At 42.3% G+C, this 23830-nt stretch carries 26 protein-coding genes; 17 read left to right on the top strand and 9 right to left on the bottom strand.

Features of this window, described 5'->3' with window-relative positions:
- Positions 1–32: 32 nt before the first annotated feature.
- Positions 33–1505, bottom strand: coding sequence for an FAD-dependent oxidoreductase (locus JJ692_RS15065; RefSeq protein ID WP_206533911.1), 1473 nt, complete (start codon positions 1503–1505; stop codon positions 33–35).
- Between the two features lie 216 nt (positions 1506–1721).
- Here JJ692_RS15065 and JJ692_RS15060 point away from each other — a divergent pair, with 216 nt between their 5' ends.
- Positions 1722–2546 (top strand): methyl-accepting chemotaxis protein, encoded by an 825-nt coding sequence (locus JJ692_RS15060; RefSeq protein ID WP_034281469.1) that lies wholly within the window; start codon positions 1722–1724, stop codon positions 2544–2546.
- Positions 2547–2584: 38 nt separating this feature from the next.
- Here the strand turns inward: JJ692_RS15060 and JJ692_RS15055 are convergent, their stop codons facing one another.
- A complete protein-coding gene (locus tag JJ692_RS15055) occupies positions 2585–2956 on the bottom strand; it encodes a DUF5412 domain-containing protein (RefSeq protein ID WP_041105917.1) in 372 nt (123 codons plus the stop codon).
- A 242-nt stretch (positions 2957–3198) separates the two neighbouring features.
- Here JJ692_RS15055 and JJ692_RS15050 point away from each other — a divergent pair, with 242 nt between their 5' ends.
- Positions 3199–3822, top strand: coding sequence for a poly-gamma-glutamate hydrolase family protein (locus JJ692_RS15050; protein ID WP_024424964.1), 624 nt, complete (start codon positions 3199–3201; stop codon positions 3820–3822).
- A gap of 26 nt (positions 3823–3848) precedes the next feature.
- Here the strand turns inward: JJ692_RS15050 and JJ692_RS15045 are convergent, their stop codons facing one another.
- Positions 3849–4397, bottom strand: a complete 549-nt coding sequence (locus JJ692_RS15045) for an ImmA/IrrE family metallo-endopeptidase (protein WP_024424963.1) — start codon at positions 4395–4397, stop codon at positions 3849–3851.
- Positions 4398–4707: 310 nt separating this feature from the next.
- Here JJ692_RS15045 and JJ692_RS15040 point away from each other — a divergent pair, with 310 nt between their 5' ends.
- Entirely contained in the window at positions 4708–5607 is a 900-nt protein-coding gene (locus tag JJ692_RS15040; protein WP_206533910.1) for an N-acetylmuramoyl-L-alanine amidase, read from the top strand.
- On the opposite strand, the gene JJ692_RS15035 is transcribed toward JJ692_RS15040, so the two are convergent.
- From JJ692_RS15035 to JJ692_RS15010, 6 genes are all read right to left on the bottom strand, one after another.
- Entirely contained in the window at positions 5596–5727 is a 132-nt protein-coding gene (locus JJ692_RS15035) for a type II toxin-antitoxin system SpoIISB family antitoxin (RefSeq protein ID WP_120207232.1), read from the bottom strand. The genes JJ692_RS15040 and JJ692_RS15035 overlap by 12 nt on opposite strands.
- A 98-nt stretch (positions 5728–5825) precedes the next feature.
- On the bottom strand, positions 5826–5996 hold the full coding sequence (locus JJ692_RS15030) for a type II toxin-antitoxin system SpoIISB family antitoxin (RefSeq protein WP_024424961.1): 171 nt from the start codon (positions 5994–5996) through the stop codon (positions 5826–5828).
- Positions 5971–6741, bottom strand: a complete 771-nt coding sequence (locus JJ692_RS15025) for a type II toxin-antitoxin system SpoIISA family toxin (protein ID WP_024424960.1) — start codon at positions 6739–6741, stop codon at positions 5971–5973. The genes JJ692_RS15030 and JJ692_RS15025 overlap by 26 nt, the downstream gene beginning before the upstream one ends.
- A gap of 146 nt (positions 6742–6887) precedes the next feature.
- Positions 6888–7886, bottom strand: coding sequence for an inorganic phosphate transporter (locus JJ692_RS15020; RefSeq protein ID WP_017359158.1), 999 nt, complete (start codon positions 7884–7886; stop codon positions 6888–6890).
- A gap of 15 nt (positions 7887–7901) precedes the next feature.
- The gene (locus JJ692_RS15015; protein WP_024426775.1) at positions 7902–8519 is read right to left on the bottom strand and encodes a DUF47 domain-containing protein; all 618 of its coding nucleotides are present in this window, start codon (positions 8517–8519) and stop codon (positions 7902–7904) included.
- 206 nt (positions 8520–8725) lie between these two features.
- Positions 8726–9184, bottom strand: coding sequence for an ASCH domain-containing protein (locus tag JJ692_RS15010; protein WP_024424958.1), 459 nt, complete (start codon positions 9182–9184; stop codon positions 8726–8728).
- A gap of 227 nt (positions 9185–9411) precedes the next feature.
- On the opposite strand from JJ692_RS15010, the gene ggt reads away from it, so the two are divergent.
- The 14 genes from ggt to lpdA all read left to right on the top strand — a co-directional run bounded on the left by ggt (position 9412) and on the right by lpdA (position 23821).
- Positions 9412–11163, top strand: a complete 1752-nt coding sequence (gene ggt / locus JJ692_RS15005) for a gamma-glutamyltransferase (protein ID WP_029707621.1) — start codon at positions 9412–9414, stop codon at positions 11161–11163.
- Positions 11164–11424: 261 nt separating this feature from the next.
- Positions 11425–12462: a sulfate ABC transporter substrate-binding protein gene (locus tag JJ692_RS15000; RefSeq protein ID WP_206533909.1), complete on the top strand. Its 1038-nt coding sequence runs from the start codon at positions 11425–11427 to the stop codon at positions 12460–12462.
- An 11-nt stretch (positions 12463–12473) separates the two neighbouring features.
- The gene (gene cysT, locus JJ692_RS14995; RefSeq protein ID WP_206533908.1) at positions 12474–13319 is read left to right on the top strand and encodes a sulfate ABC transporter permease subunit CysT; all 846 of its coding nucleotides are present in this window, start codon (positions 12474–12476) and stop codon (positions 13317–13319) included.
- Positions 13320–13324: 5 nt separating this feature from the next.
- Positions 13325–14194: a sulfate ABC transporter permease subunit CysW gene (gene cysW / locus JJ692_RS14990; protein WP_024426779.1), complete on the top strand. Its 870-nt coding sequence runs from the start codon at positions 13325–13327 to the stop codon at positions 14192–14194.
- Between the two features lie 15 nt (positions 14195–14209).
- Complete coding sequence (locus JJ692_RS14985) at positions 14210–14941, top strand: sulfate/molybdate ABC transporter ATP-binding protein (RefSeq protein WP_206533907.1); 732 nt, start codon at positions 14210–14212, stop codon at positions 14939–14941.
- Between the two features lie 238 nt (positions 14942–15179).
- Positions 15180–15647 (top strand): PTS sugar transporter subunit IIA, encoded by a 468-nt coding sequence (locus tag JJ692_RS14980; RefSeq protein ID WP_024424952.1) that lies wholly within the window; start codon positions 15180–15182, stop codon positions 15645–15647.
- Between the two features lie 53 nt (positions 15648–15700).
- Positions 15701–17074: a PTS galactitol transporter subunit IIC gene (locus tag JJ692_RS14975; RefSeq protein ID WP_025093457.1), complete on the top strand. Its 1374-nt coding sequence runs from the start codon at positions 15701–15703 to the stop codon at positions 17072–17074.
- A gap of 19 nt (positions 17075–17093) precedes the next feature.
- Complete coding sequence (locus JJ692_RS14970; protein WP_003212259.1) at positions 17094–17372, top strand: PTS sugar transporter subunit IIB; 279 nt, start codon at positions 17094–17096, stop codon at positions 17370–17372.
- A 60-nt stretch (positions 17373–17432) separates the two neighbouring features.
- On the top strand, positions 17433–17879 hold the full coding sequence (locus JJ692_RS14965) for a hypothetical protein (RefSeq protein WP_073204868.1): 447 nt from the start codon (positions 17433–17435) through the stop codon (positions 17877–17879).
- Positions 17876–18907 (top strand): alcohol dehydrogenase catalytic domain-containing protein, encoded by a 1032-nt coding sequence (locus tag JJ692_RS14960; protein ID WP_024424950.1) that lies wholly within the window; start codon positions 17876–17878, stop codon positions 18905–18907. Before JJ692_RS14965 ends, JJ692_RS14960 begins: the two co-directional genes overlap by 4 nt.
- A gap of 180 nt (positions 18908–19087) precedes the next feature.
- Positions 19088–20071 carry a pyruvate dehydrogenase (acetyl-transferring) E1 component subunit alpha gene (pdhA, locus tag JJ692_RS14955; protein WP_024424949.1) on the top strand — a complete coding sequence of 328 codons (984 nt, stop codon included), beginning with the start codon at positions 19088–19090 and terminating at the stop codon, positions 20069–20071.
- Between the two features lie 31 nt (positions 20072–20102).
- Positions 20103–21083, top strand: coding sequence for an alpha-ketoacid dehydrogenase subunit beta (locus JJ692_RS14950; protein WP_034281944.1), 981 nt, complete (start codon positions 20103–20105; stop codon positions 21081–21083).
- A 17-nt stretch (positions 21084–21100) separates the two neighbouring features.
- Positions 21101–22426, top strand: coding sequence for a dihydrolipoamide acetyltransferase family protein (locus JJ692_RS14945; RefSeq protein ID WP_122631227.1), 1326 nt, complete (start codon positions 21101–21103; stop codon positions 22424–22426).
- A gap of 12 nt (positions 22427–22438) precedes the next feature.
- On the top strand, positions 22439–23821 hold the full coding sequence (gene lpdA / locus JJ692_RS14940) for a dihydrolipoyl dehydrogenase (RefSeq protein WP_122631228.1): 1383 nt from the start codon (positions 22439–22441) through the stop codon (positions 23819–23821).
- Positions 23822–23830 lie beyond the last annotated feature (9 nt).

Genomic DNA, 23830 nt, shown 5'->3' with positions numbered 1-23830 from the left:
AAAAAGCCCCATTAAAGGGGGCTTTTTTTGATTTAATTTAATGACAGCAAGTGCTTTAGACGAAAGTCAGGAACCGCTTCATGGAAAAAAGCTCGGTTGCCTTCATCGTTCTTTTGATCCCATTGCTTCCACCATTCAGCGGTTTCTCCTGAGGTGTCAGCTTGAATCATGTCGTGCAGCTGTTCTAAGTTGATGATTTCTCTCGGTTCTGTTAAGAAAGAATGCATCCGGTGATACGCTTCAAGTCGTTTAGGCTGTTTTGTGACAATGGCGTATTGTACGTAGCGATTTAAAAATTCCTGTACGAACGTCAAGTGGGGGATGGTTGTTTCTCCTTTTAACTCGACACCGTCCCACGCCATATCAGCAATTGCACAAAGCCACCAGCCAAGTTCACTCGCTTGCTGCATTTGTTGTAATGTGTCCTTTTCAAAAGACAGCCGCTCATTTTTTTGTGCTTGTTTGAGCATTCGGTCAAGAGTTTGTGCTTCGAGGGCTGCCTTTGTCATGCCCTGCCCATGAATGGGATCTAACGTACACAAGGCATCGCCCATCACCAATAATCCACTTGGCCAATCCTGCATATGTTCATAGTGATGTCTCACGCAAGAAGGGACTCTAAATCCTTTTGGATTTGTAAAGGGCGTTAAATGGGAGATGGCTTCTGCTATCGCGGGATCGCTCAGTGCAGCGGTTTCTGAATCAAATTGATCTGCATCCGTTGTTGGATAATGTGAACCGCCAGCTGCAGAAAGAAGCACAGCTACTAAATCATGATCAACCCGTTCAAACAGCCCTGTTGGAATTTGCTTGTCTGGCTGGCCAACTACAACCATTGATTGTAGGGGTGGCGCACCTGATGGTATTTGATAATATCTTGTGCTGTATCCTAGAAACACATGTAACTCATCAGTCTGTGGCAAGGTTAATCCAGCGTCTTTCAACCATTTTGGCAACTTAGACATTCTTCCAGACGTATCAATCACTAAGTCTGCTTTCATTTCATGAATGCTTCCAGGCTTTACTTGCCGGTTCTTCACGATGAGACCCATGACTTGATTTGTTCCTTCTTTAAACTGAAGCGAGATGGCTTCATGTTTTTCTAAAAACTGCACATGTTCCTCTTTTACCATTCTTTGCATCAGCACCCACTCTAGTAACGCGCGTCTTGTGACGGCGGTTTCTTCTGTATCAGTGAGCGTTAATTCGCCATCTTTTGTGATAAATCGAGAGGTTTGATCCCTTGTATTAAATCCGCCCATTGCCAGTAACTCTTTTGTATAACCAGGGAATAGACGTTCAACGATTTGCTTGCCAAGTGGCAGCATTCTATGTGGATGAAAGGCTTGAGGAGTGCCAAGACGATTCTCAGGAGATTCTGGCAGTTCATCCTTTTCAATAATCAAAACTTGATGATAAAACGTTGATAAAACTTTTGCAGCGAGCATTCCGGTGATACCTCCGCCAATGACGATCGCCCGCTCATATTTCATGGGTTGTGTCACAACATGCGCCTCCAATGAATATAAAAAATGGCTACATGACCATTTCATCATATGTTGATTCATTAATTATAGCAAATATACGTTTGAATATAGAAAGGAAAGCACTTCTTTTTACTCGTAAATATGAAGAATTTCTTCTAATCATCATGATTATTTTAAAAAGTAACTATTAATTTAAGAAGAACGACCGATAAACTATATAAGGGGGTAGAGAAATTGGATATACTACAGAGTATTGTGACAGCAGCACCTTATATGATGCAGATTTTAAAAAACGAAGTGACGATGGGTGTCATTGATCGAGAGAAATTCTTGCTGTATTTGCCATCGAAAGATGTGGATTTTCAAATTCGAGCTGGAGAACTCATTAAGCCAGATGATTTAAATATGAAAAAAGCACTCAGAGGTGAGACATCAAGTATGTTTGTCCCTGAATCGGTTTACGGAATACCGTTAAATGCAATGGGTCTGCCAATTTTTGATGAAAATCAACAAGTGATCGGCGCACTCGCTTTAGGTTTTCCACTTAAAAATCAATTAGAGCTTGAAGCATATATGGAGTCATTAAATGACATCATTCAAAGTATTCAAGAAAAGGTCCATGTGGTGGCGGCACATTCAGAAGAGCTTTCTGCGACAAGTGAGGAAATGACCTTACAAACGCAGCAAACACTTGAAAGCTCGAAAAAAACATCTGATATTACAAAAATGATTAAGGGCATTTCGAAACAAACGAGTTTGCTAGGATTGAATGCGTCAATCGAAGCAGCCAGGGCAGGAAAAGAGGGGGCTGGATTTAGTGTTGTAGCCAGTGAGGTTCAAAAGCTTTCAAGTGAAACTTCACGTGCAACAGAAAATATTGAAAGTTCACTGCAAGGAATTTCCTCTAATATACATACATTACTTGAGAGCATGGACCATATGAAAGGTTCATCATCAGAGCAGGCTTTACTTGTGACAGAGTTTAGTGAAATTGTGGAACGACTAACGAGCGTAAGTAAAGAAATGAAAGAATTCATGCAGCATGTGATGTCAACGTAAAAAACGAATCCAATAGGGATTCGTTTTTTTTTGATACGCTATTTTCTTTTGTTCCGGTCAAAGCGATAATCGTATGTTTCTCCTTTTACCACATTTAAAAATTCATGCCCAATTTGAACAAGCTGTCCATTTTTCCATTTGATGAGAGGGTCTTTGTCAGGGTATTTCCAGTAAATCGTTTTCTTTCGGTGGGTGAGTTTGTTTTCAATCTCTGCTCTAACTGCGTTCTCCTTTAGTTTCCCTCCGCTATGTCGATAGGTGTTGATGATATATGTTCCGTCAGGTGATGTCATCGAGCGGATAAAGGTTCCGTGAGATACGCCTTGAAGAGAAAAACATTTCCAGTAAATGATGCCAGCGAAGCTAAGGATTAAGATGACAAGGGTGATGGTGGTTTTCTTTTTTAACATGAATTCCTCCAGATGTAGATCACAATATTTCTAATTTATGAGAGAGAATGCAAAAAGATTCATATAGTCCAAAAGTTCTATTCATTTCAATTATCGGTCATTTTTTCTCAAAATTCAACAGATAGCCGAAAAGATAAGGAAAATTTAAGGATGTATTAAGTCGATAGGTCATGCGAAATCCCTTTACAAAAGAATTTAAGATCAGTAGACTTATGCTCATATAGAGAAATGGGGAAGATGGAATGACGCAAATCATTGATACATATCAAAGTTATGAAGAGCTTTCCGCTCATGAAAGAGAGGGAATCGACTATCAAATTCTTCACGAGCGGAAAGGAGATCAGCTTTTGGTTTTGTCCCCTCATGCTGGGGGAATTGAATCTGGCGTGAGTGAGCTCATTCATGAAATCGCAAGTGATGATTCTATGTATTTATTTGAAGGCCTTAAAGTGAAAGGCAATCATGTGCTTCATATTACAAGCACACGTTTCAATGAGCCGGTCTGCCTTTCTCTAGTGCATGCCCATCATTACACGTTTGCGCTCCATGGCTACGGGGAAACGGAGGTGCTTCAAACATTAGTGGGCGGGACAGACAGAGAAAAAGCGGCAGAAACAGTGAAACGTTTAACGCTTAATGGATTTCCCGCAGTGCTGCTATCTGAATCTGATCGCTATTCTGGAACACACCCTCACAATATTAATAATCAATGTCTAACCGGAAAAAGTGTACAACTTGAAATCAGTCAGGCGCAAAGAAGAGCATTCTTTCAAGACTTCAGACGGCGCTATCGCCGTGAAACGCAAAATGAGCAATTTTATCGGTACACAAATGTACTCAAGCAAGTATTAAATCTTTATGGATAAACCCTGTCGCCCTATGCAGAAGAGGCTTACGTTTGATAAACAGCTTCTTTTTCCGCGACCTTCTCGGCTTTCATTAAATAAGATGTAAACTCTTGTTGGAAGCGAATGCCTGCTTTCCGCTGTTCGAACAAGGCGAGCCGCTTTTCAGCGAAAGCCCAGGTGACATGAAATGTTTGCGCAATGTGCAAAATGGCTTGCTGCCGAAGGTTTGGAAGCTTCATTTGCATCAGCATAAAGGTCGGCACACAAAAGTGATACATGAATTGTTTAGCCTGAAACTCTTGCAGTTCTCGAAAGAGTTTGTGCATCTTGAAATGGTTGCCTGCATGCTTCAGCACATGACAAAGCTCGTGGGCAAAATCCTGCCATTGTTCCTCTGACGATAGAGATCTGTTTAATATAATACTGTAAAGACCTTGATGTTTGATCATCATGCTGCCAGTATCCTCATAGTGGACCCATACATGAAATTCAGAAGCGATCCTTTGCATGTCTCTATAAGCAGGACCGCTTATTTGTAATTTGGCATATAACCGCTTAATCTCTTCTTCTAAATGGGTTAAAAAACCAGTCATTTAAAAACCTCCAAGCAAACGTATGTTCTGTTTTTGGTGTAAAAGAAAAGTCCATATAGGACTAAATAGCTAATGAAGCTATTACTTACTTTTAATATCGGCTTATTTTTAACAATTTTAACATAAAATCAAGGAAAAATGGAATTAATTCCTGTTTTTTTCTTCATTTTTGCGTTTTCCATTACTAAAAAGAGTGGATTGAATTCAAATTTTACCATAGTCTTATCACTAAAACAAACACAAGTTGTCTTACGAACGCCACCAATTGATGAGAAAGATCAATTCAATTTAGCAAAAGGGAGTGCAGAACATGGTAGAAATTTATCAAGATTTTATTCCAGTTGGAAACGGGAACCGCCCAGGATACGCCATGACACCGATGTATGTGACGGTGCATAACACAGCAAACACGTCAAAGGGAGCGGATGCAAAAAGTCATGCGGCATATGTGAAACGCCCAACGACAGCGGAAAGCTGGCACTTTACAGTGGATGATCATGAAATCTTTCAGCATCTGCCGTTAAATGAAAATGGCTGGCATGCAGGGGACGGAAATGGAAATGGGAACAGAAAGTCGATCGGGATTGAAATTTGTGAAAATGAAGATGGGAATTTCCAACAAGCGGTCAAACATGCGCAATGGCTCATTCAAAAGCTGCTGAAAGAGCATCATATTCCACTAGCGAATGTGGTCACACATCAGCACTGGTCTGGAAAAGCATGTCCGCGTCTGCTTCTCGCTACATGGGATGAATTTAAAAAAGGAATTGAAACGGCAGGAGAGCCTGAGACGGTCATCACGTATGTTGTCAAAAGCGGGGATACGTTAACGAGTATTGCCAAAGCTCATGACGTCACAGTTCAAGACCTTCAGAAGTGGAATAACATTAGCGAACCGAACAAGATTCAAATTGGACAGGTTCTCAAAATTTATCGAAATGATGGAAAAATGATGTATGAGCTGCCAGATGGGATTTTAAAGGTGACTTCGCCTCTAACGAAGGGAGAGCACGTACGCCTCGTCCAAAAAGCGCTTGCTGCTGTTTATTTTTACCCTGATAAATCGGCTGCAGATAAAGGCATCGATGGTGTTTACGGAGAAAAAACGGCGAATGCCGTAGCGCGCTTTCAGCTGGTGAACGGTCTGACAAGTGATGGGGTATACGGTCCTAAAACGAAGGAGAAGCTGCTTAAACTGTTAAATCAGTGAGTGTTTCTGTTTGTATGATTGGATGGCTGTTTCACTCTTTTCAATTAAACGCTTAGTATATGGGGACGGCTGATATTCAGCAAACTGAACATATCTCAGTTGTTTGATTTTCTTTTTCATTTTGGCACCTCAATCGTTGCAGCGTATAGTGTATTGTATGCAAGTCTATGTGAAAATGGAAGCAGGACGCGGATTTCGTTCCGCGTCCTTTAGTGTAATCAAGCCTTTTTATTTTTATACTCATCCAGAAGCTGTTCATTCTTTTTAAAAATTCGCTCAGTATGGGGGCTTACCTTATAATCGGCCATACTGATATGGCGTTTTTTCTTTAAAATCTTAAAAGGGTTTTTCTTAGGGTTGTTGTTATCCCCTTGAAGTGCGTGGTCCATCTTCATCACCTTCCTCTTCGTCAGGCAAGATTAGGTCATAAATTGTTGTAAGTGATGTCATTAATAAATAGTCGAACTCCGTGACAATCTCATCGGAGGTGAGCTTAATGACAAAATGAGCATCTGCTACAGAAAATGGGATGAGCACCAAATGACCGAAATCATCGTAATATACTTCCTGCCTGTCAAGCTTCGCCTGAATAAGAGCCCGCTGGTCAAGTGTCCGAAGCAGGTCGTCTTTTTGTTCCTGCATATCGTATGGACAAAGCACCGCTTGAATATTCATCTTGTCGGCAAAAGAATAAATCAGCCGCTCAATTCCCTCTATATATGCCTCTACACTTCCATAATATACATGGATCGGTTCATTTTTCAATAGGTATTGGTACGTTTTTAGTTTATTGAGGTAAGAATGAAGGAGATCGTTATTTTGTTCAAGGAGTTGATGGGTGTCGGTTTCCAGCTCATGATTTCCGAGTTTCTTAATATAGGAGCTAAGAAAGATGAAAGCATCAGTTAATGCGAAAAATACGGCAATGATCAAGTAGTGCATCCAATCGGTGAAGATAGAAGAAGGGTCATTTGTCCAGTACACAACAGCACCCGCTACATAAATCCAATACCACGTTTTACGAATGGCAAACATCTTTTCTTTTACTTTTTGTTCAAAGCGCCAAACTGCAAATACATACACTGCAAGAGCACCTAGCAATAACCATACAGTCAATTGAAAAAATAATAGCATGTTCTTCTCTCCCATAGACAGATGAATACTTGTTTATTTCTATGGATATGATTGGAAACCCTGCTTCATGAAAAAATGTCCTGCAGGAAAAGGGTTTTTAAGTGTGCGGGCAAATAAAAAAAGACCTGTTAGACAGGTCTTTGATATTAGAGAATCGCATTTAACACAAAGTATATAAGAGCTCCTAGAGTTCCTGAAATCGGTAATGTAATCACCCAAGTGACAAGCATACGTTTTGCCGTACCCCAGTTAACCCCTTTGACTCTGTGTGCAGAACCTACACCTAGAATAGAAGATGAGATAACGTGAGTCGTACTAACAGGTAAGTGAATAAACGTCGCACCGAAGATAATAGCTGCACCCGTTAAGTCGGCAGATACTCCGTTTACTGGTCGAATTTTCATAATTTTACCGCCGACTGTTTTGATAATCTTCCAGCCGCCGATAGAAGTACCGAGTCCCATTGCAAGCGCACAAGAGAATTGTACCCAGAAAGGAATGTCGTCTGTTGTATGCAAATTACCTGCAATTAAAGCCATCGTAATAATTCCCATCGCTTTTTGCGCATCGTTTGTCCCATGGGTATACGATTGCAGTGCAGCCGTTAAAATTTGAACACGTCGGAATTGTTTATTTGTTTTTGCGAGATTGTTGTTTCTAAATATAATTTTGATAATGGTATACACGATATATCCCAATACGAAAGCTAGGATAGGTGAAAGCAAAAGTGCTTGAATGATTTTAATGAATCCCGAATAGTTTAAAGCGCCAAAACCGGCAGAGGCAATAACCGCTCCTGCAATTGATCCGATTAATGCATGTGAAGAACTACTCGGAATCCCGTAATACCAAGTAAGCAAGTTCCATGTGATGGCCGCAATTAAAGCAGCCAAGATCACAACAGAGCCGTTTTGAAGTGTAAATGGATCTGCGATATCTTTTGTAATGGATTTTGCCACACCTGTAAATGTCATTGCTCCTAAGAAGTTCATGAACGCTGCCATGATGATCGCATGTCTAGGCTTTAATGCCTTCGTTGAAACTGAAGTCGCAATGGCATTTGCTGTATCGTGGAACCCGTTAATGAAATCAAAAGCAAGTGCACAAATGACAATAAGTATGGTAAGGATGAGTAATGTGTCCATGTTTAACTAACCCCGTTACGCATTCTTCATAATGATTGTTTCTAGATTGTTGGCAACACTTTGACAGGAATCAGCGATTTCTTCAAGTGTTTCGTAAATTTCTTTGTATTGAATCACTTTAATTGGATCTGTTTCTTTTCCAAACAAGTTCTTTAATGATTTACGATGAAGATTGTCACAATTATGTTCAATCTCTTTGATCTTGATTGCGTGCGGATGAATATCTTTCAAGCGATTTTCAGCTAGTAGATCAATTGTGATTAAAATTTCTTTCGCACACTCTCTGATGTAGTGGCTGAATTTGTCGATATGTTCGTCAGAGCTTGTAATTGAGTAAATTTCTAATGTTGCGGAAAAATGCTCAATTCCATCTAAAACATCATCGAGGCTATTCGTCAATTGAAGAATGTCTTCACGTTCAATCGGTGTAATAAAGGCTTTGTTCAGCTCTTTAATCATGGTATGAACATGATTATCACCTTTTGTCTCATATTCCTTCAATGTGTCAGAAAATTCTTTCAGAGTGGTTTGATTTGTTACTTTATAGCTAACAAAATACTCAGCAGTTTCATCTAAATTTTTAGCAATTTCCGTTAACAAGACGGAAAACTTGTCTTTTTTCCTTTTTAACATGTAAAAACCCTCCATTGTATAAATGAGACAATGCACACATCAAATAATTATATATTCTTTTGTCGAAAAAAAACAGGTGTAGTCGAAAATTTCTTCACTTTTTCTATTTGATCTTATTCTGACCTAAAGATGTGATCTCAACACACCTTTTTCTAAAAGGGGAAAAGCAACGAAAAAAGCGGGCCATATTTGGCGCCGCTTAAAGGCTAAGAAGCTGAATGAATCAGCTTAAACCGTTCACAAACAAGAAGCATATCTTCTTTGAATTCTAAACCGTATGATTGGAGTGCTTCTGTGAAAAATTCTTTATGTTCTCTGTACCAATAGTCATAAGATAAGTCGCCTTCACCCTCTGCTTGTGCAAATGATACGGGGACTTCATTCATTGGCATGACATCAACATGTGTAATTTCAATGATGGCTTTTGGTTCTTCTTGGCTGTCCAAAATGACCGCATATTGTCCGGGTTGTGGAAGCGGCTCCTGTTCCTTTTCATAAAAAAGGTGTCCAGAACAAGTGGCTGTTTTTTTTCCTTGCTTTACAAGATCAAGCAAATGATCAGGATCTGAGCCGAATGCCCACGCCGAAACAAACGCGTCAGCAGGTGCTTTTTCTGATTTCTCTTTCCAATAGTCTTCCCAAAATAATCTGCATTTGTTGTTCAATGTTTTTCCCCCTTTTTGTTGTGTTTATTATACCTTGAAGCTGAATCGTTGGAAATGGTGTGTCTTTATTCCTAATGAGTGAGTGCGTCATATGTTTTGAAAAACAATGTTTTATTTGGGAAATGTAGGATGATAGGATGAAAATTTTTGAAATTTTAGAATAATCTATTGTATTCTGGTCAAGAAGTCGGTAAGGTCAAAGTAAGAATATGGAAGGGGTGTTGTTCATGAAACGCATTTCTCTAACTGTTTTGTCCATATGTCTGTTTGTTTTCTCGTTTTTTCTGCCTGTCAGCCAAGTCAATGCGAACGAATCTCATGGGAGTAAAGTAGCTGTTGGTAAAGATGGCATGGTGGCTACTGCTCACCCGCTGGCATCAGAAGTAGGTGCTGATGTATTGAAGAAAGGTGGAAACGCAGTGGATGCTGCTGTTGCCATCCAGTACGCACTGAATGTGACAGAGCCAATGATGTCTGGAATTGGCGGCGGTGGTTTTATGATGGTTTATGATGGAAAGACAAAAGAAACATCCATCATCAATAGTAGAGAACGAGCACCACAGGGCGCAACACCTGACATGTTTTTAACGGATGAGGGAAAAGTCATCCCATTTGCTGAGCGGTCCACACACGGTAATGCGGTTGGTGTTCCAGGGACAGTAAAAGGTCTCGAAGCAGCATTAGATAAGTGGGGAACCCGTTCGATGAAGGAATTGATTGAGCCTTCCATTCAGCTTGCAGAGGATGGATTTGAAATCGATTCTGTTCTGGCAAAAGCCATTGAAGATCATCAAGAAAAGCTGAAAAAAACGGCCGCAGCGCCAATCTTTCTTCCAGATGATCAGCCGCTCAAAGAAGGCGATCTGCTTGTACAGCCAGGTCTTGCAAAAACATTTAAGCTCATTGCGAAAAAAGGAAGCAAAGCATTTTATGAAGGAAAAGTAGCAAAAGCACTTGCAAAGACAGTCCAAGATTTTGGCGGAACGATGACAACTGATGACCTTGGTCGTTATGAGGTCAAGACTGACAAGCCTATCTGGGGGGACTATAAAGGATACCAGCTTGCAAGTATGCCTCCACCAAGCTCAGGCGGTGTGTTTATGCTGCAAATACTCAAAATACTAGATCACTTCAATCTATCACAATATGACCCCAAATCATTCGAAAAATATCAGCTGCTAGCTGAAACAATGCATCTCTCCTATGCTGACCGTGCTGCATATGCAGGCGACCCCGAATTCGTAGATGTTCCACTAAAAGGACTACTAGACGATGATTACATTTCAAAAAGAGCTTCTCTCATTCAATTAGATCAAATGAACAAAAACCCGAAAGAAGGAGATCCATGGGCGTATGAGGATGAAAAAAATCCATCCCCAATTGTCCCGCAGCCAGAAGATAAAACCATTGGCGAGACTACTCATTTTACTGTTGCCGATCAGTGGGGAAATGTCGTGTCATTCACAACAACCATTGAACAGTTATTTGGTACAGGGATCCTTGTTCCGGAATATGGCTTTTTCTTAAACAATGAACTAACAGATTTTGACGCAAGACCAGGCGGAGCAAATGAAGTCCAGCCGAATAAGCGTCCATTATCCAGTATGACTCCAACCATCATATTCAAAGATAACGAGCCGGTCATGACTGTGGGCTCACCTGGAGGAACGACTATTATTGCTTCTGTTTCACAAACCATATTAAACTTGCTTGAATACGACATGGAGCTGCAAGATGCGGTGGAAGAGCCGCGGATTTATACAAACAGTACAACTTCTTACCGTTACGAAGTAGGTGTTCCCCTTGATGTAAGAACGAAGCTAAATGATATGGGTCATCGTTTTGGCAGTTCACCTATTGATATAGGAAATGTGCAAGCCTTGCTCATTGATCGGAAAGCAGGGACATTTACAGGAGTAGCTGACTCCTCGAGAAATGGAACCGCTGTTGGTGTCAATTTAAAGCTTTCTGCCGATTAAAAACCATTTCCCGGGAAAAGAAGCGCCTCTTCAAGATGGCGTTTCTTTTTTTGTTTAAATGAAAAAACATAGTTGACACCTGTGAATAGTTTGAATAATATATAGACTAACATCAATCATACATAGCTGATCGGACAACCGAAGGCTCTTGGCAATTTGAAGTACAGGACTGTGATGTATTTCAGGTGGCTAAGGGTCTTTTTTGCGTATGAAACGGCAAGGTTGGTGTCACTATTTTTGATAACGGGGGAGCGGGATAACATGAAAAAGTGGAAATGGGTCTGGGTCGTGACCATTATATTCGTCTTGGCTGTGACGAGTACTGCATGCTCAAACGCAAACGAAGCTTCAAAGCAAAAGGGAAAGGTTGAGCTGTTAAATGTTTCGTATGATCCTACACGTGAATTGTATCAGGAATACAATCAAGCCTTTCAGACGTATTGGAAAGACAAAACAGGTGAGGATGTCACGATCAAGCAGTCTCATGGTGGATCAGGAAAGCAGGGAAGATCGATTATTGATGGACTCGAGGCAGATGTGGCAACACTGGCTTTAGGGTATGACATTGATGCAATTGCAGATCGCGGACTGCTTTCAAAAGATTGGCAAAAAGAATTTCCAAATCAGTCAACACCGTATACATCGACCATTGTGTTTCTTGTGAAGAAAGGGAATCCCAAAAATATTAAAGATTGGAACGACTTGATTCGGCCAGGTGTGTCCATCATTACGCCAAATCCGAAAACGTCCGGCGGTGCGAGATGGAATTACTTAGCTGCATGGGCCTACGCCGATAAAACATTTCATGGGAATGAAGAAAAAACAAAGGATTTTGTCAAAAAGCTATATGAACATGTCGAAGTCCTTGATTCAGGTGCACGCGGAGCCACAACGACCTTTGTTGAACGCGGACTTGGGGATGTGTTAATTGCATGGGAGAATGAAGCCTATTTAACGCAGCACGAACTAGGCAAAGACAAATTTGAAATTGTCACCCCATCAATTAGTATTCTAGCGGAGCCGCCTGTTGCGGTCGTTGATCAAAATGTGAAACGTAAAGGAACAGAGAAAGTGGCGAAGGCTTATTTAGATTATTTATATTCTAAAAAAGGGCAGGAAATTGCGGCAAAAAACTATTATCGCCCTAGAAATCAAGAAGTCTTAAACAAATATAAAGACCAGTTTAAAAAGATTGATATGGTGACGATTGATCAAGCGTTTGGCGGGTGGAGAAAGGCGCAGAAAAGATTTTTTGATGATGGCGGATTATTTGATCAAATATACAGCGGACAAAAATAGGGGGCGATGTGATGAAGAAAGCACATGCAGCCGCCAATAAAAGAAAACGTATATTGCCTGGATTTGGGCTGAGCCTTGGGGTGACGCTCGTTTATGTGAGTGCGATTGTCGTCATTCCTATATCCATGGTATTTATTTGGACGGCTTCATTAGGAGCAGAGGGGATTTGGAAGGTTTTTACCGATGCAAGAGTATTGAAGTCGCTTCAGCTGACCGTGACGACTTCCTTTGCAGCTGCTCTCATCAATGCAGGGTTTGGTGTACTGATTGCCTGGGTTCTCGCCAGGTACACATTCCATGGAAAGAAAATCTTAGATGCTCTCATTGATTTGCCTTTTGCTCTCCCAACAGCTGTTGCGGGTATTGCCCTGACCACCCTCTATTCTCCTAATGGATGGATTGGTCAATTTCTGCATATAAAGGTGGCGTACACACCGATTGGGATTATTTTGGCACTGATTTTTATTGGCATTCCATTCGTTATCCGAACCGTTCAGCCAGTGATAGAAGGGCTGCAGCAGGAAGTCGAAGAGGCTGCGGCGATTCTTGGTGCGACAAGGAGACAGACCTTTTTTCACGTACTGCTGCCGGCCTTGTTTCCTGCGGTGATGACTGGATTTTCACTTGCGTTTGCAAGAGCGCTAGGTGAATACGGCTCTGTTGTGTTTATTGCTGGAAATATTCCGTTTAAAACAGAAATTACACCGCTGATGATCATGTCCAAGCTTGAACAGTATGATTATCATGGGGCAGCAGCGATTGCATGCTTGATGCTGCTTCTTTCGTTTTTCATCCTGTTATTGATTCACGGCATTCAGTGGTATGTTGAGCGGAAAAAACAAGTATACGTGAGGTGAAACCATTGGAGAGAGAGCTTAGTCATCAGCACCATGTTCAGTATAAAAGTCCTGTAACCGAATCTAAAGGGGTGAAAATCCTCTTGATTACGGTCGTGTATGCTTTTTTGATTTTATTTTTACTCATACCGCTGATCGCCGTTTTTTCAAAAGCATTTGAGAAAGGGTGGAGTTCATACCTTCTGGCCATCTCACATCCAGATACACTCGCGGCGATCAAATTGACTGTTTTCATTGTCGTCGTCACCTTGCCGCTTCAAATGATCTTTGGGGTGAGTGCTGCATGGCTTATCACAAAATTTAATTTCCGCGGAAAACGTTTGTTAACCACTGTGATTGATCTCCCGTTTGCCGTTTCGCCTGTGATTGCTGGACTTGTATTTGTGCTTTTATTTGGTTCAAACGGGCTTTTAGGACCTTGGCTTATGGCGAATGGATGGAAAGTCATTTATTCTGTACCAGGCATGATCCTAGCCACCATATTCGTTACATTTCCGTTTATTGCCAGAGAATTAATCCCGTTTATGCAGCATGAAGGCATTCATGAGGAGGAAGCATCGCTCACACTTGGTGCAAACGGATGGAAGACTTTTTTCTTTGTGACACTGCCGAATATCAAATGGGCTCTTTTTTATGGTGTCATTTTAGCCGGGGCAAGAGCGATTGGTGAATTTGGTGCCGTGTCGGTTGTATCAGGTCATATTCGAGGCATGACCAATACGATGCCGCTTCATATCGAAATTTTATACAATGAGTACCAATTTCAAGCCGCTTTTGCTGTGGCGTCTCTCATGGCGTTTGTGGCTGTCATTACTTTAATCATTAAGCAAATCATTCAACAGAGGGATCACCGGCTTGGCAAGCGGTCAACATAAATGGAGGGATCGGCCTTGGGGATTACAGCAAAACAAATATCAAAACAATTTGGTCAGACAAAGGTTTTGCAAAACGTGGATTTATCGATAAGAAATGGTGAATTGATCTCTTTACTAGGACCGTCTGGCTCTGGGAAGACGACGTTATTAAGAATCATTGCAGGTCTTGATTACGCCAATAACGGGCAGGTTTTATTCGGAGATCAGGATTACACACACATTCCAGTACGAAAACGGCAGATCGGTTTTGTGTTTCAGCAATATGCGCTTTTTCGAAATATGACGGTTTTTGATAATGTGGCATATGGGCTGAAAATTAAACCTAGAGGAGAAAGACTGCTTAAAAAAGACATCAAAGAGCGGGTACATGAGCTTTTAGAGGTTGTTCAGCTTACGCAGTATGAGCAGCGGTATCCAGATCAGCTGTCAGGCGGGCAAAAGCAGCGTGTAGCACTGGCACGCGCACTTGCCGTTCAGCCGAAGGCACTCCTCTTAGATGAACCCTTTGGTGCGCTTGATACAAAGGTGAGGAAAGAATTAAGGCATTGGCTGAAAAAAGTTCATCGTGACTTTCAAATGACCACCATTTTTGTGACACATGATCAAGAAGAAGCATTCGATATTGCTGATCGTGTTGTGGTGATGAATGAAGGAAGAATCGAAAAAATTGGCACAAAGGAAGAAATGGCAGTGCAGACAGACAATCTATTTGTATCTGAATTTTTAGATATAGGAAGCCATATTTAACAAGCAGTATAGAAGATTAGAAGGAAGAGACGCGGTGATGACTGCGTCTTTTTTATTTAAATTTCCCTAGGGAGATTGACTTATAATTTTGAATACTATAATATCTTTACAAAGGTAACAGTATTGAACATTTTTTAGAACTCATAATTGTAAGCGCTTTATAAAAGGTTCTATTCTAAAAATGTTCTTTCTTTTGTTACATGTGTTCATATTTATACCAAATGAAAGGGGTGGTTGTTTGAACAGCTTGTTTGAGTTAGATGAACAACTGATTAAGCTGCAGTTCGAAGCATCTTCGAGAGAGGAGGTGACCACATATTTAGCAGGGCGGTTAGAAGCTGGAGGGTACATTAAATCGAGCTTTTTACCAGCAGTGCTTGAAAGAGAAAAAACATATCCTACAGGCCTTCCACTGGCAGCCTTTGGGGTAGCGATTCCGCATACAGATCCTGAGCATGTGAACAAACCAGCGATTAGTGTAGCTACTTTAAAGGAGCCTGTCATTTTTCATAAGATGGGAAGCCCTGATGAAACAGTGCAAGCCAAAATTGTGTTTGTCCTAGCAATCTCTGAGCCTAGCAAACAGCTTGTGATGCTGGAGAAGCTGATGACACTTTTTAGAAAAGAAGAGGTGATGACAAAGCTCTCACACATGACATCTTATGAAGAAGCAGTTGACGTGCTTCAGCAAGAACTAAACCAATAGTTATTCTCGAAAATATGTAAGCGCTTTATCTGAAAAATTCAGGAGGTGGATGTATGATCAAGCAAGCCGTCGATTTTATATTAGACCTTGGACCAACTATTATGCTCCCGATTATTATGACGCTTTTCGGTATGATTTTAAGGCAGGGCTTTAAGAAATCCTTCAGGGCCGGTATTACAATCGGAATTGGATTTGTCGGTGTCAATCTTGTCATTAATTTGCTCGTGAGCGGTCTTGGGCCAGCAGCAAAAGCCATGGTTAATTCCCTTGGGCTAAAGCTCGATATTTTGGATGTTGGATGGCCGATTGGAGCTGCCATATCCTTTGGTACACCCGTTGCCCCGCTCATGATTCCTCTTGTACTTTTATTAAATGTCATCTTATTGTCCGTAAACTTTACGAAAACGCTGAATGTGGATATTTGGAACTTCTGGCATTTGATTTTCGCAGCCTCTGTTACTTACTACGCTTATCATAATATGTTCTTGGCTCTTGCTGTTGGCTTGATCGTCTCTGCGATCACACTAAAATTAGCCGATTGGACGGCGCCGACAATCGAACACCATTTCGGATTAAAAGGCGTATCGATGGCTCATGCTGAAACGGTCAACTTTGCACCGCTCATGTATGCGTCAAACCGCGTCATTGATAAGATTCCTGGTTTAAACAAAATTCATGCTGATCCAGAAACATTGAAGAAACGCTTTGGCATCTTTGGCGAACCGCTTGTGATGGGTCTCATACTTGGTATCATTATTGGTCTTCTCGGCGGCTATGATGCAAAAGGTGTGATGACGCTCGGTATTCAAATGGCGGCAGTTCTTGTCTTAATGCCAAGAATGGTTGCGTTATTAATGGAGGGACTCATTCCAATCTCTGAGGGCGCTCGTTCTTATATTCAAAAGCGTTTCCCAGGGAAAAATGTCTATATTGGTTTAGATACAGCGATTGTGATTGGTCATCCAGCGAATATGGCGGTAGCCCTTTTAATGGTGCCGATTACGATTTTGCTCGCAGTTGTCCTGCCTTACAATGGCATGCTCCCGTTTGCTGACTTATCGGTTCTGCCATTTACAGTTGTCTGGGCAGTAGCAGCCGCTCGTGGAAATATTATTCGCGGTCTTATTAACAGTATTTTTACATTAATGATTGTCTTCTTTATCGCAACGAACCTTGCACCGCTTGCGACAACCATGGGGAAAGCAGTCGGCTTTGATTTCCCAGAAGGGGCAAACATGATTTCAGGTATTGACCTTGGTTCTCACGTTATTCCTTGGATCATGGTGAGACTTCTTGATCCGAGCAACCCTTACTTTATTGCAGCGATTATCTGTGCTTTGGCTTATGCGCTTCTATGGTACTGGGTACGAAATGATATTAAAAAGCAGTATGCGAAAGAAATGGGCTTAGATCAGAAAGAACAATAAATGAGCTGGAGGGATTCTAATGGCGAAGAAAATATTAGTTTCATGCGGAACGGCAGTTGCAACATCAACGGTTGTGGCTAAAAAGGTAGAAGAGACATTAAAGGAAAAAGGATATGATGTCGTCGTGGAACAGTGTAAGGCATCTGAAGTCCCGCAAAAAGCGGAGGGTGCAGATTTAATTGTGACAACAACGCCTGTGAGTGATACAAAAGGGACACCTGTGATTCAAACATTATCCTTTTTAACTGGATTTGGTATTGAAGATGATATCGAGAAAATCATCGATCATATCAAGTAGAAGACTATTTCAAGGGGGAGCTTTCGGGCTCCTTCTAGTGATCTGAAAGGAGGAAGTCTCATGCAGCATCATGCTTATAGCCGAACGTCTGCAATGTTGTCTATTTTTCTTCCGGCTGTGCTCATCTGTCTGTTTTTTCTCTGGTCTCTTTATACGTTATGGTCAGCAGGACCTGAGCCTTTAGCTGTGTTAGGCGTTTATACGCTGCCTATTCTCATGCTCTCTAGTATTACAGGACTGAACCAGCCGACAAACGTCGTCATTAGTGAAGATCAACTGAAGATAGGGGCTTTTGGCAGATGGCACACATATGCAGTTTCTGATATTAAAGGAAAGCTTTTTTTAAAGCCATATCCTCATATTGGGAAAGTCTATGTCAGGGTGGGACCAGCCCGGATATTCGGAGGGCGCTACTGGATATCAAGTGAGATGAGTGAGTACAAGCAGCTTGTTCAAACACTACAGGATTTTGCGAAGGGTGATGAAAAGGAGGATGCTGCTACATGAAATCAGCTGTCTTTTATTCTTCAGAGGACATTCGGTATGAGGAGCGGAACCGGCCAGTCATCGGTGATGATGAAGTTCTGTTAAAGCTGCGAGCCTGCGGCTTATGCGGAACGGATATTTACAAAGCAACGCATGAGACAGTACCTCCTGGGACAGTGCTGGGGCATGAAATCGCTGGTGATATTGTCGAGACCGGCAAGCGTGTGACAAATGTCCAGACGGGAGACAGGGTTTATGTGGCGCATCATGTGCCTTGTTTCACCTGTGACTTTTGTCAAAAGGGGTTTTATACGATGTGTCCGCAGTTTACAGCCACAAATGTAGAGCCGGGCGGGTTTTCAGAATATATCCGTGTACCTGCTTTGCATGTCAAGCACACGATGGGCAAGCTTCCAAAAGATGTATCGTATGAGCAAGGGGCGATGGTAGAACCGGTAGCCTGCTGTCTGCATGGGTTTGAGCGAGCTCCTGTTCATCCAGGAGATTCCGTCTTGATCCTTGGAGCGGGGCAAATTGGCTGTATTCAATTGCAGCTCGCCAAATATTATTTGGCTGGGAAAGTGATGATAACAGATGTGAATGAGAACAGGCTGCTGCAAGCGAGGAGTTTAGGTGCAGACGCCTCCTTCCATCCAGCAGCTGAGCCGGTTGAAAACCGGGTGATGAAAGAAACAGATGGAAAGGGAGCAGACCTTGTCATTATTTCTGTTGGGAGCAGTGCGCTTTTAAAAGAAGCGTTTCAGGCTGTAGCGCGAGGCGGGACGATTTTGGTGTTTGCTCATTTTCCAAAGGGAGATGTGGCCATTCCTGCTGAACGATTTTTCAATGATGAAGTGAAGGTAGTAGGAGCCTATTCCTCGCATCCATATCATTATCGTGAAGCCCTTGAGCTTTTGAAAGCAAAAGTGGTCAACACTGAAAAGATGGTGACGCATCGTTATCCATTAAGCCAGCTGCTTCAGGCGATAGAATGTGCGAGGCATCCTGAGGGTGAGAGCGTCAAAATCATGATGTATCCAGATGAATGAGTGTATGAGATTAAAAGAGAAAGAGAAGTTCTTTGGAAAAGGGCTTTGCCTTTCTCTTTTTTTCTGACAAAAGATGAAAACGCTTAAAAATGAGAGAGAAATGCTTGACTTCGATGACACTTAAACGTATGATAATTACAAATGTAACACATAAGAACAAATGTAAAGGGGAGAGAAGAAATGCAAAAACAAATCACTTTGCCTGAACAGATTAGTCATGAGAAATTAGCAGATTTATATAAACAAATGTGGTTAGTGAGATATTTTGATGAAAAGGTCGATCAATTTTTTGCAAAAGGACTTATCCATGGCACCACTCATTTATGTGTTGGACAGGAAGCGTCAGCTGTTGGATCGATTGCCGTATTAGAAGATAAAGATAAGATCGTCAGCACACACAGGGGACACGGTCACTGTATTGCAAAAGGGGCCGAGGTTAATAAAATGATGGCTGAATTGTTTGGACGTGAAACCGGCTATTGTAAAGGAAAAGGCGGCTCCATGCATATTGCGGACTTAGAAAAAGGAAATCTTGGGGCAAATGGAATCGTTGGCGGCGGTATCCCGCTGGCAACAGGTGCAGCGCTCACATCTAAAATGAAGCAGGAAGGCTTTGTTGTTCTTTGTTTCTTCGGAGATGGTGCCACAAATGAAGGCAGCTTCCATGAAGCATTAAACCTTGCGTCTATTTGGGATTTACCAGTTGTGTTTATTTGTGAAAACAACCAGTACGGCATGTCTGGCCCTGTGAAAGAAATGATCAACATTGAAGACATTTCAACAAGAGCAGAAAGCTACGGAATGCCAGGAAAAACGGTTGATGGAAATGACATGGTCGAAATTATGAACACAGTTGATGAAGCAGTCAGCCGTGCGAGAGCGGGAGAAGGCCCATCACTCATTGAAATGAAAACATACCGCTGGAAGGGTCACTCTAAGAGTGATGCGAAAAAATACCGTACACGTGAAGAAGAGACAGAGTGGAGACAAAAAGACGGAATCAAACGCTTTAAGTCTCTCTTGATTGAACTGAATGTTTTGACAGAAGAGCAGGCAGCAAGCTTACAGGAAGAAGCAAAGCAGGAAATTGAAGCGTCTGTAGAATTCGCCAAAAACAGTAAAGAACCGTCAATTGACACACTATTAGAGGATGTATACGCCTAATTAGGAGGGGAATCACGTGACAAAAACAACAGTGAGAGAGATTTCATATTTAGAAGCCGTTCGAGAGGCTATGAGTCAGGAAATGAGAGAAAACCAGGATGTCTTCATTTTAGGTGAAGATATCGGCGTATATGGAGGTGCTTTTGGGGTCACGCGCGGCATGATTGAAGAATTCGGTCCAGAGCGTGTTCGCAATACACCTATCTCAGAGGCTGCCATCGCAGGTGGGGCAGTCGGAGCGGCTTTAACTGGTATGCGTCCGATTTTAGAACTTCAATTCTCTGACTTTATCACAATCGCAATGGATCAGCTTGTGAACCAAGCAGCCAAAACACGATACATGTTTGGCGGAAAAGGAAAGGTGCCGCTTGTCGTAAGAACACCAGCAGGATCAGGAACGGGTGCAGCGGCGCAGCACTCCCAAAGCTTAGAAGCGTGGATGGCACATATTCCAGGACTTAAAGTGGTTCAGCCTTCAACAGCCTATGATGCAAAAGGACTTTTAAAAGCGGCGATGGATGATGACAACCCTGTCATTTTCTACGAGCACAAGCTTTTATATAAAACAATCGGTGAAGTGCCTGAAGAGCAATATTCCATTCCTCTAGGGAAAGCAGATGTGAAAAGAAGCGGGAAAGACGTCACGATTGTAGCAACAGCGATTATGGTACACAAAGCGTTAGAAGCGGCGAAGGAACTAGAAGCAGAGGGAATCGATGTTGAAATCATTGACCCAAGAACACTTGTGCCATTAGATGAAGAAACGATTATCGAATCTGTGAAGAAAACAGGTAAATGTATCGTCGTTCATGAAGCGGTAAAACGAGGCGGCTATGGCGGAGAGATTGCAAGTATGATAGCGGAAAGTGAAGCCTTTGACTACTTAGATGCTCCAATTAAACGACTTGGCGGTCTTGCGGTTCCAATACCATACAACCCGACGCTGGAAAAAGCGGTCATTCCACAAGTGCCAGATATTATTGAAGCAGCAAAAGAGCTTGTGCGCTCTTAAGTAAAGGGGAGAAGATCATGCCAAAAGAGATATTTATGCCGAAGCTAAGCAGTACGATGGAAGTCGGCACCTTGCTTCAATGGTTTAAAGAAGAAGGAGATTCGGTTGAAATCGGTGAGCCTCTTTTTGAAATTATGACAGACAAGATCAATATTGAGGTGGAAGCCTATGATGATGGTATTTTTCTAAAGAAATATTATGAAGCCGATGATCAAATTCCAGTTAATGCTGTCATTGGATACATCGGAGAGGCAAATGAACAGGTGCCAAGTGAACCGCCAGCACAATCAGATGAAGATTCACCAGGCAGCAGCGAATCGTCTTCATCAGAAGCGGCTTCATCCAGTTCTACTGAAGTCCCAAAAACACCTAATGAAAAAGTACGTGCCACACCTGCGGCGAGAAAAACGGCAAAGGATCATCATGTAGCGATTCATGAGGTATCTGGCACAGGACCTAAAGGCAGAGTTCAAAAGCGTGACGTCGAGGCGGCCGTCCACTCTAGTGAGAAAGATCAGCGCGTGTCACCACTTGCAGAAAAAGTGGCTGCTCGTGAAGGAATCAATTTAGCGAATGTGGCTGGATCTGGTGCACACGGAAAAATTATGAAGAGTGATGTAACGGCAGCAGCTGCACAAACAGCAGAGTCTTCTCCAGCGAAAACACAAAAACTAGCTGGCATGAGAAAAGTGATTGCTGACCGCATGTCACAAAGTGCCTTTACAGCACCGCACGTGACATTAACAAGTGAAATCGATATGACAAAAGCGAAAGAAGTACGCAAACAACTATTGCCAGCGATTGAAAAAGAGACAGGCTACAGACTGTCGTTCACAGAAATTATCATTCATGCGGTCAGCAACGTACTCACACGCCACCCGCATATCAATATGACGTTTGAACAAAATGAGCTCCATTTCCATGATGATGTGCACATTGGTCTCGCTGTCGCTGTAAAAGATGGCTTAATGGTTCCAGTCATTTCTCATGCGAACCAAAAAGGGTTAAAACAGCTGACAAAAGAGGCGAAAGAAATCGGCCGAAACGCACGTGATCAAAAACTGCTGCCAGACCAGCTGAAAGGGTCCACTTTTACCATTAGTAACTTAGGGATGTATGCCATTGATACCTTTACCCCGATTATTAATCAGCCAGAAGTGGCGATCTTAGGGGTTGGGCGCATTCAAGAAAAACCTGTTGTAGTAGATGGGGAAATTCAGGTGCGGCCGATGATGGGCGTTAGTTTATCGTTTGATCACCGAGTGGTAGATGGCGCACCAGCGGCTGCCTTTTTAACAGATCTTAAAAAAGTGCTTGAACAACCATTTGAATTGCTAATGTAGGAGATGAATCGGATGACGAAAACGTATGATCTGACAGTCATTGGCGGAGGGCCTGGCGGGTATACTGCCGCCCTTCAAGCAGCTGAGCGTGGACGGAAGGTCGCATTGATTGAAGAGGATTTTCTAGGCGGTACTTGTTTAAATCGGGGCTGTATTCCTTCAAAGACGCTGCTCAAACATGCAGAAGTCATTGAATCAATTGAGAAGGCGAAAAGCTGGGGAATTGAAACAGGTGATTTGGTCCTTTCCTTCGATAAAATGAGAAAGCGCAAAGATGACGTCATTGAAAAGCTCAGAGGCGGAATTGCCTTTTTATTAAAGCAAGGAAAGATTGATGTATATAACGGCAGAGGTACAGCTGTTACAAAGCACCGGATTGAGATTGAAAAGCAAGATGGGGCAGAATCGATCGAAACGAAAGAACTCATCATTGCTACTGGATCTTCACCTGCCATTCCGCCAATACCGGGCCTTAAAGACATTCAATTTGACACAAGTGATACGATCTTTGACATCCCAGATATTCCGGCTTCTGTCGTCATCATTGGCGGCGGTGTCATTGGACTTGAGCTGGCTTGTATCTTCCAGAGTCTTCAATCAAAAGTCACGATTATCGAAGCGGCTCCGTCTATTATTCCGCAAGAGGATGAGGAAGCATCTAAGCTGCTAGAAAGAGAGTTAAAGAAAAAAGGCATCCATATCGCGAAAAAAACCACTGTGACAGAGGTGACGGAAAGCGAAGGAATCAAAGCGGTTCATGCATCAGACGATAAAGGAGAGACGCATATCTTTACGGCTGAAAGACTGCTTGTTTGTGTAGGAAGAAGACCTAGCGTTTCTGCTGTCAGCCAGCTTGACCTTCAGCTGGATGGTCCTTTTATCAAGGTGAACGACAAGATGCAGACAAGCGTGGAAGGTGTCTATGCAGTTGGGGATGTCGCTGGCGGCTATCAGCTTGCTCACGCAGCGATGGCAGAGGCCGCTGTTGCGGTCAGTAATATTTGCGGTGTGTCTGAAAAAATGAATGCTAATATCATGCCTAGATGTATTTATACATTACCAGAGGTAGCAAGTGTCGGTCTGACTGAGAAAGAGGCAAAAGCCAAAGGACTTAACGTGCGGGCAGAACGATTTGATTTAGCGGCAAGCGGTAAAGCACTAGCGGCAGGCGAGCAAACAGGTTTTATTAAATTGGTATATGATACAGCCTATGGTGAAGTGATTGGCGCGACGATGGTTGGCCCGCACGTCACAGAGATGATTTCAGAAGCTTCCTCCTTTATGTATTTAGAAGGAACAGCAGAAGAGATGGCGAAAATGATTCATCCGCATCCGACCATCTCAGAAGGTTTTTATGAAGCAGCACTTGATATCGTGAGTAAGCTGAGAAAATAATTGCCAAAC

The sequence above is a fragment of the Bacillus sp. 3a genome, assembly GCF_017161885.1.
GTDB lineage: Bacteria > Bacillota > Bacilli > Bacillales > Bacillaceae > Bacillus > Bacillus safensis.
Note: the sequence above shows the minus strand (reverse complement) of the source record. Positions and strands in the feature narration are given on the sequence as shown.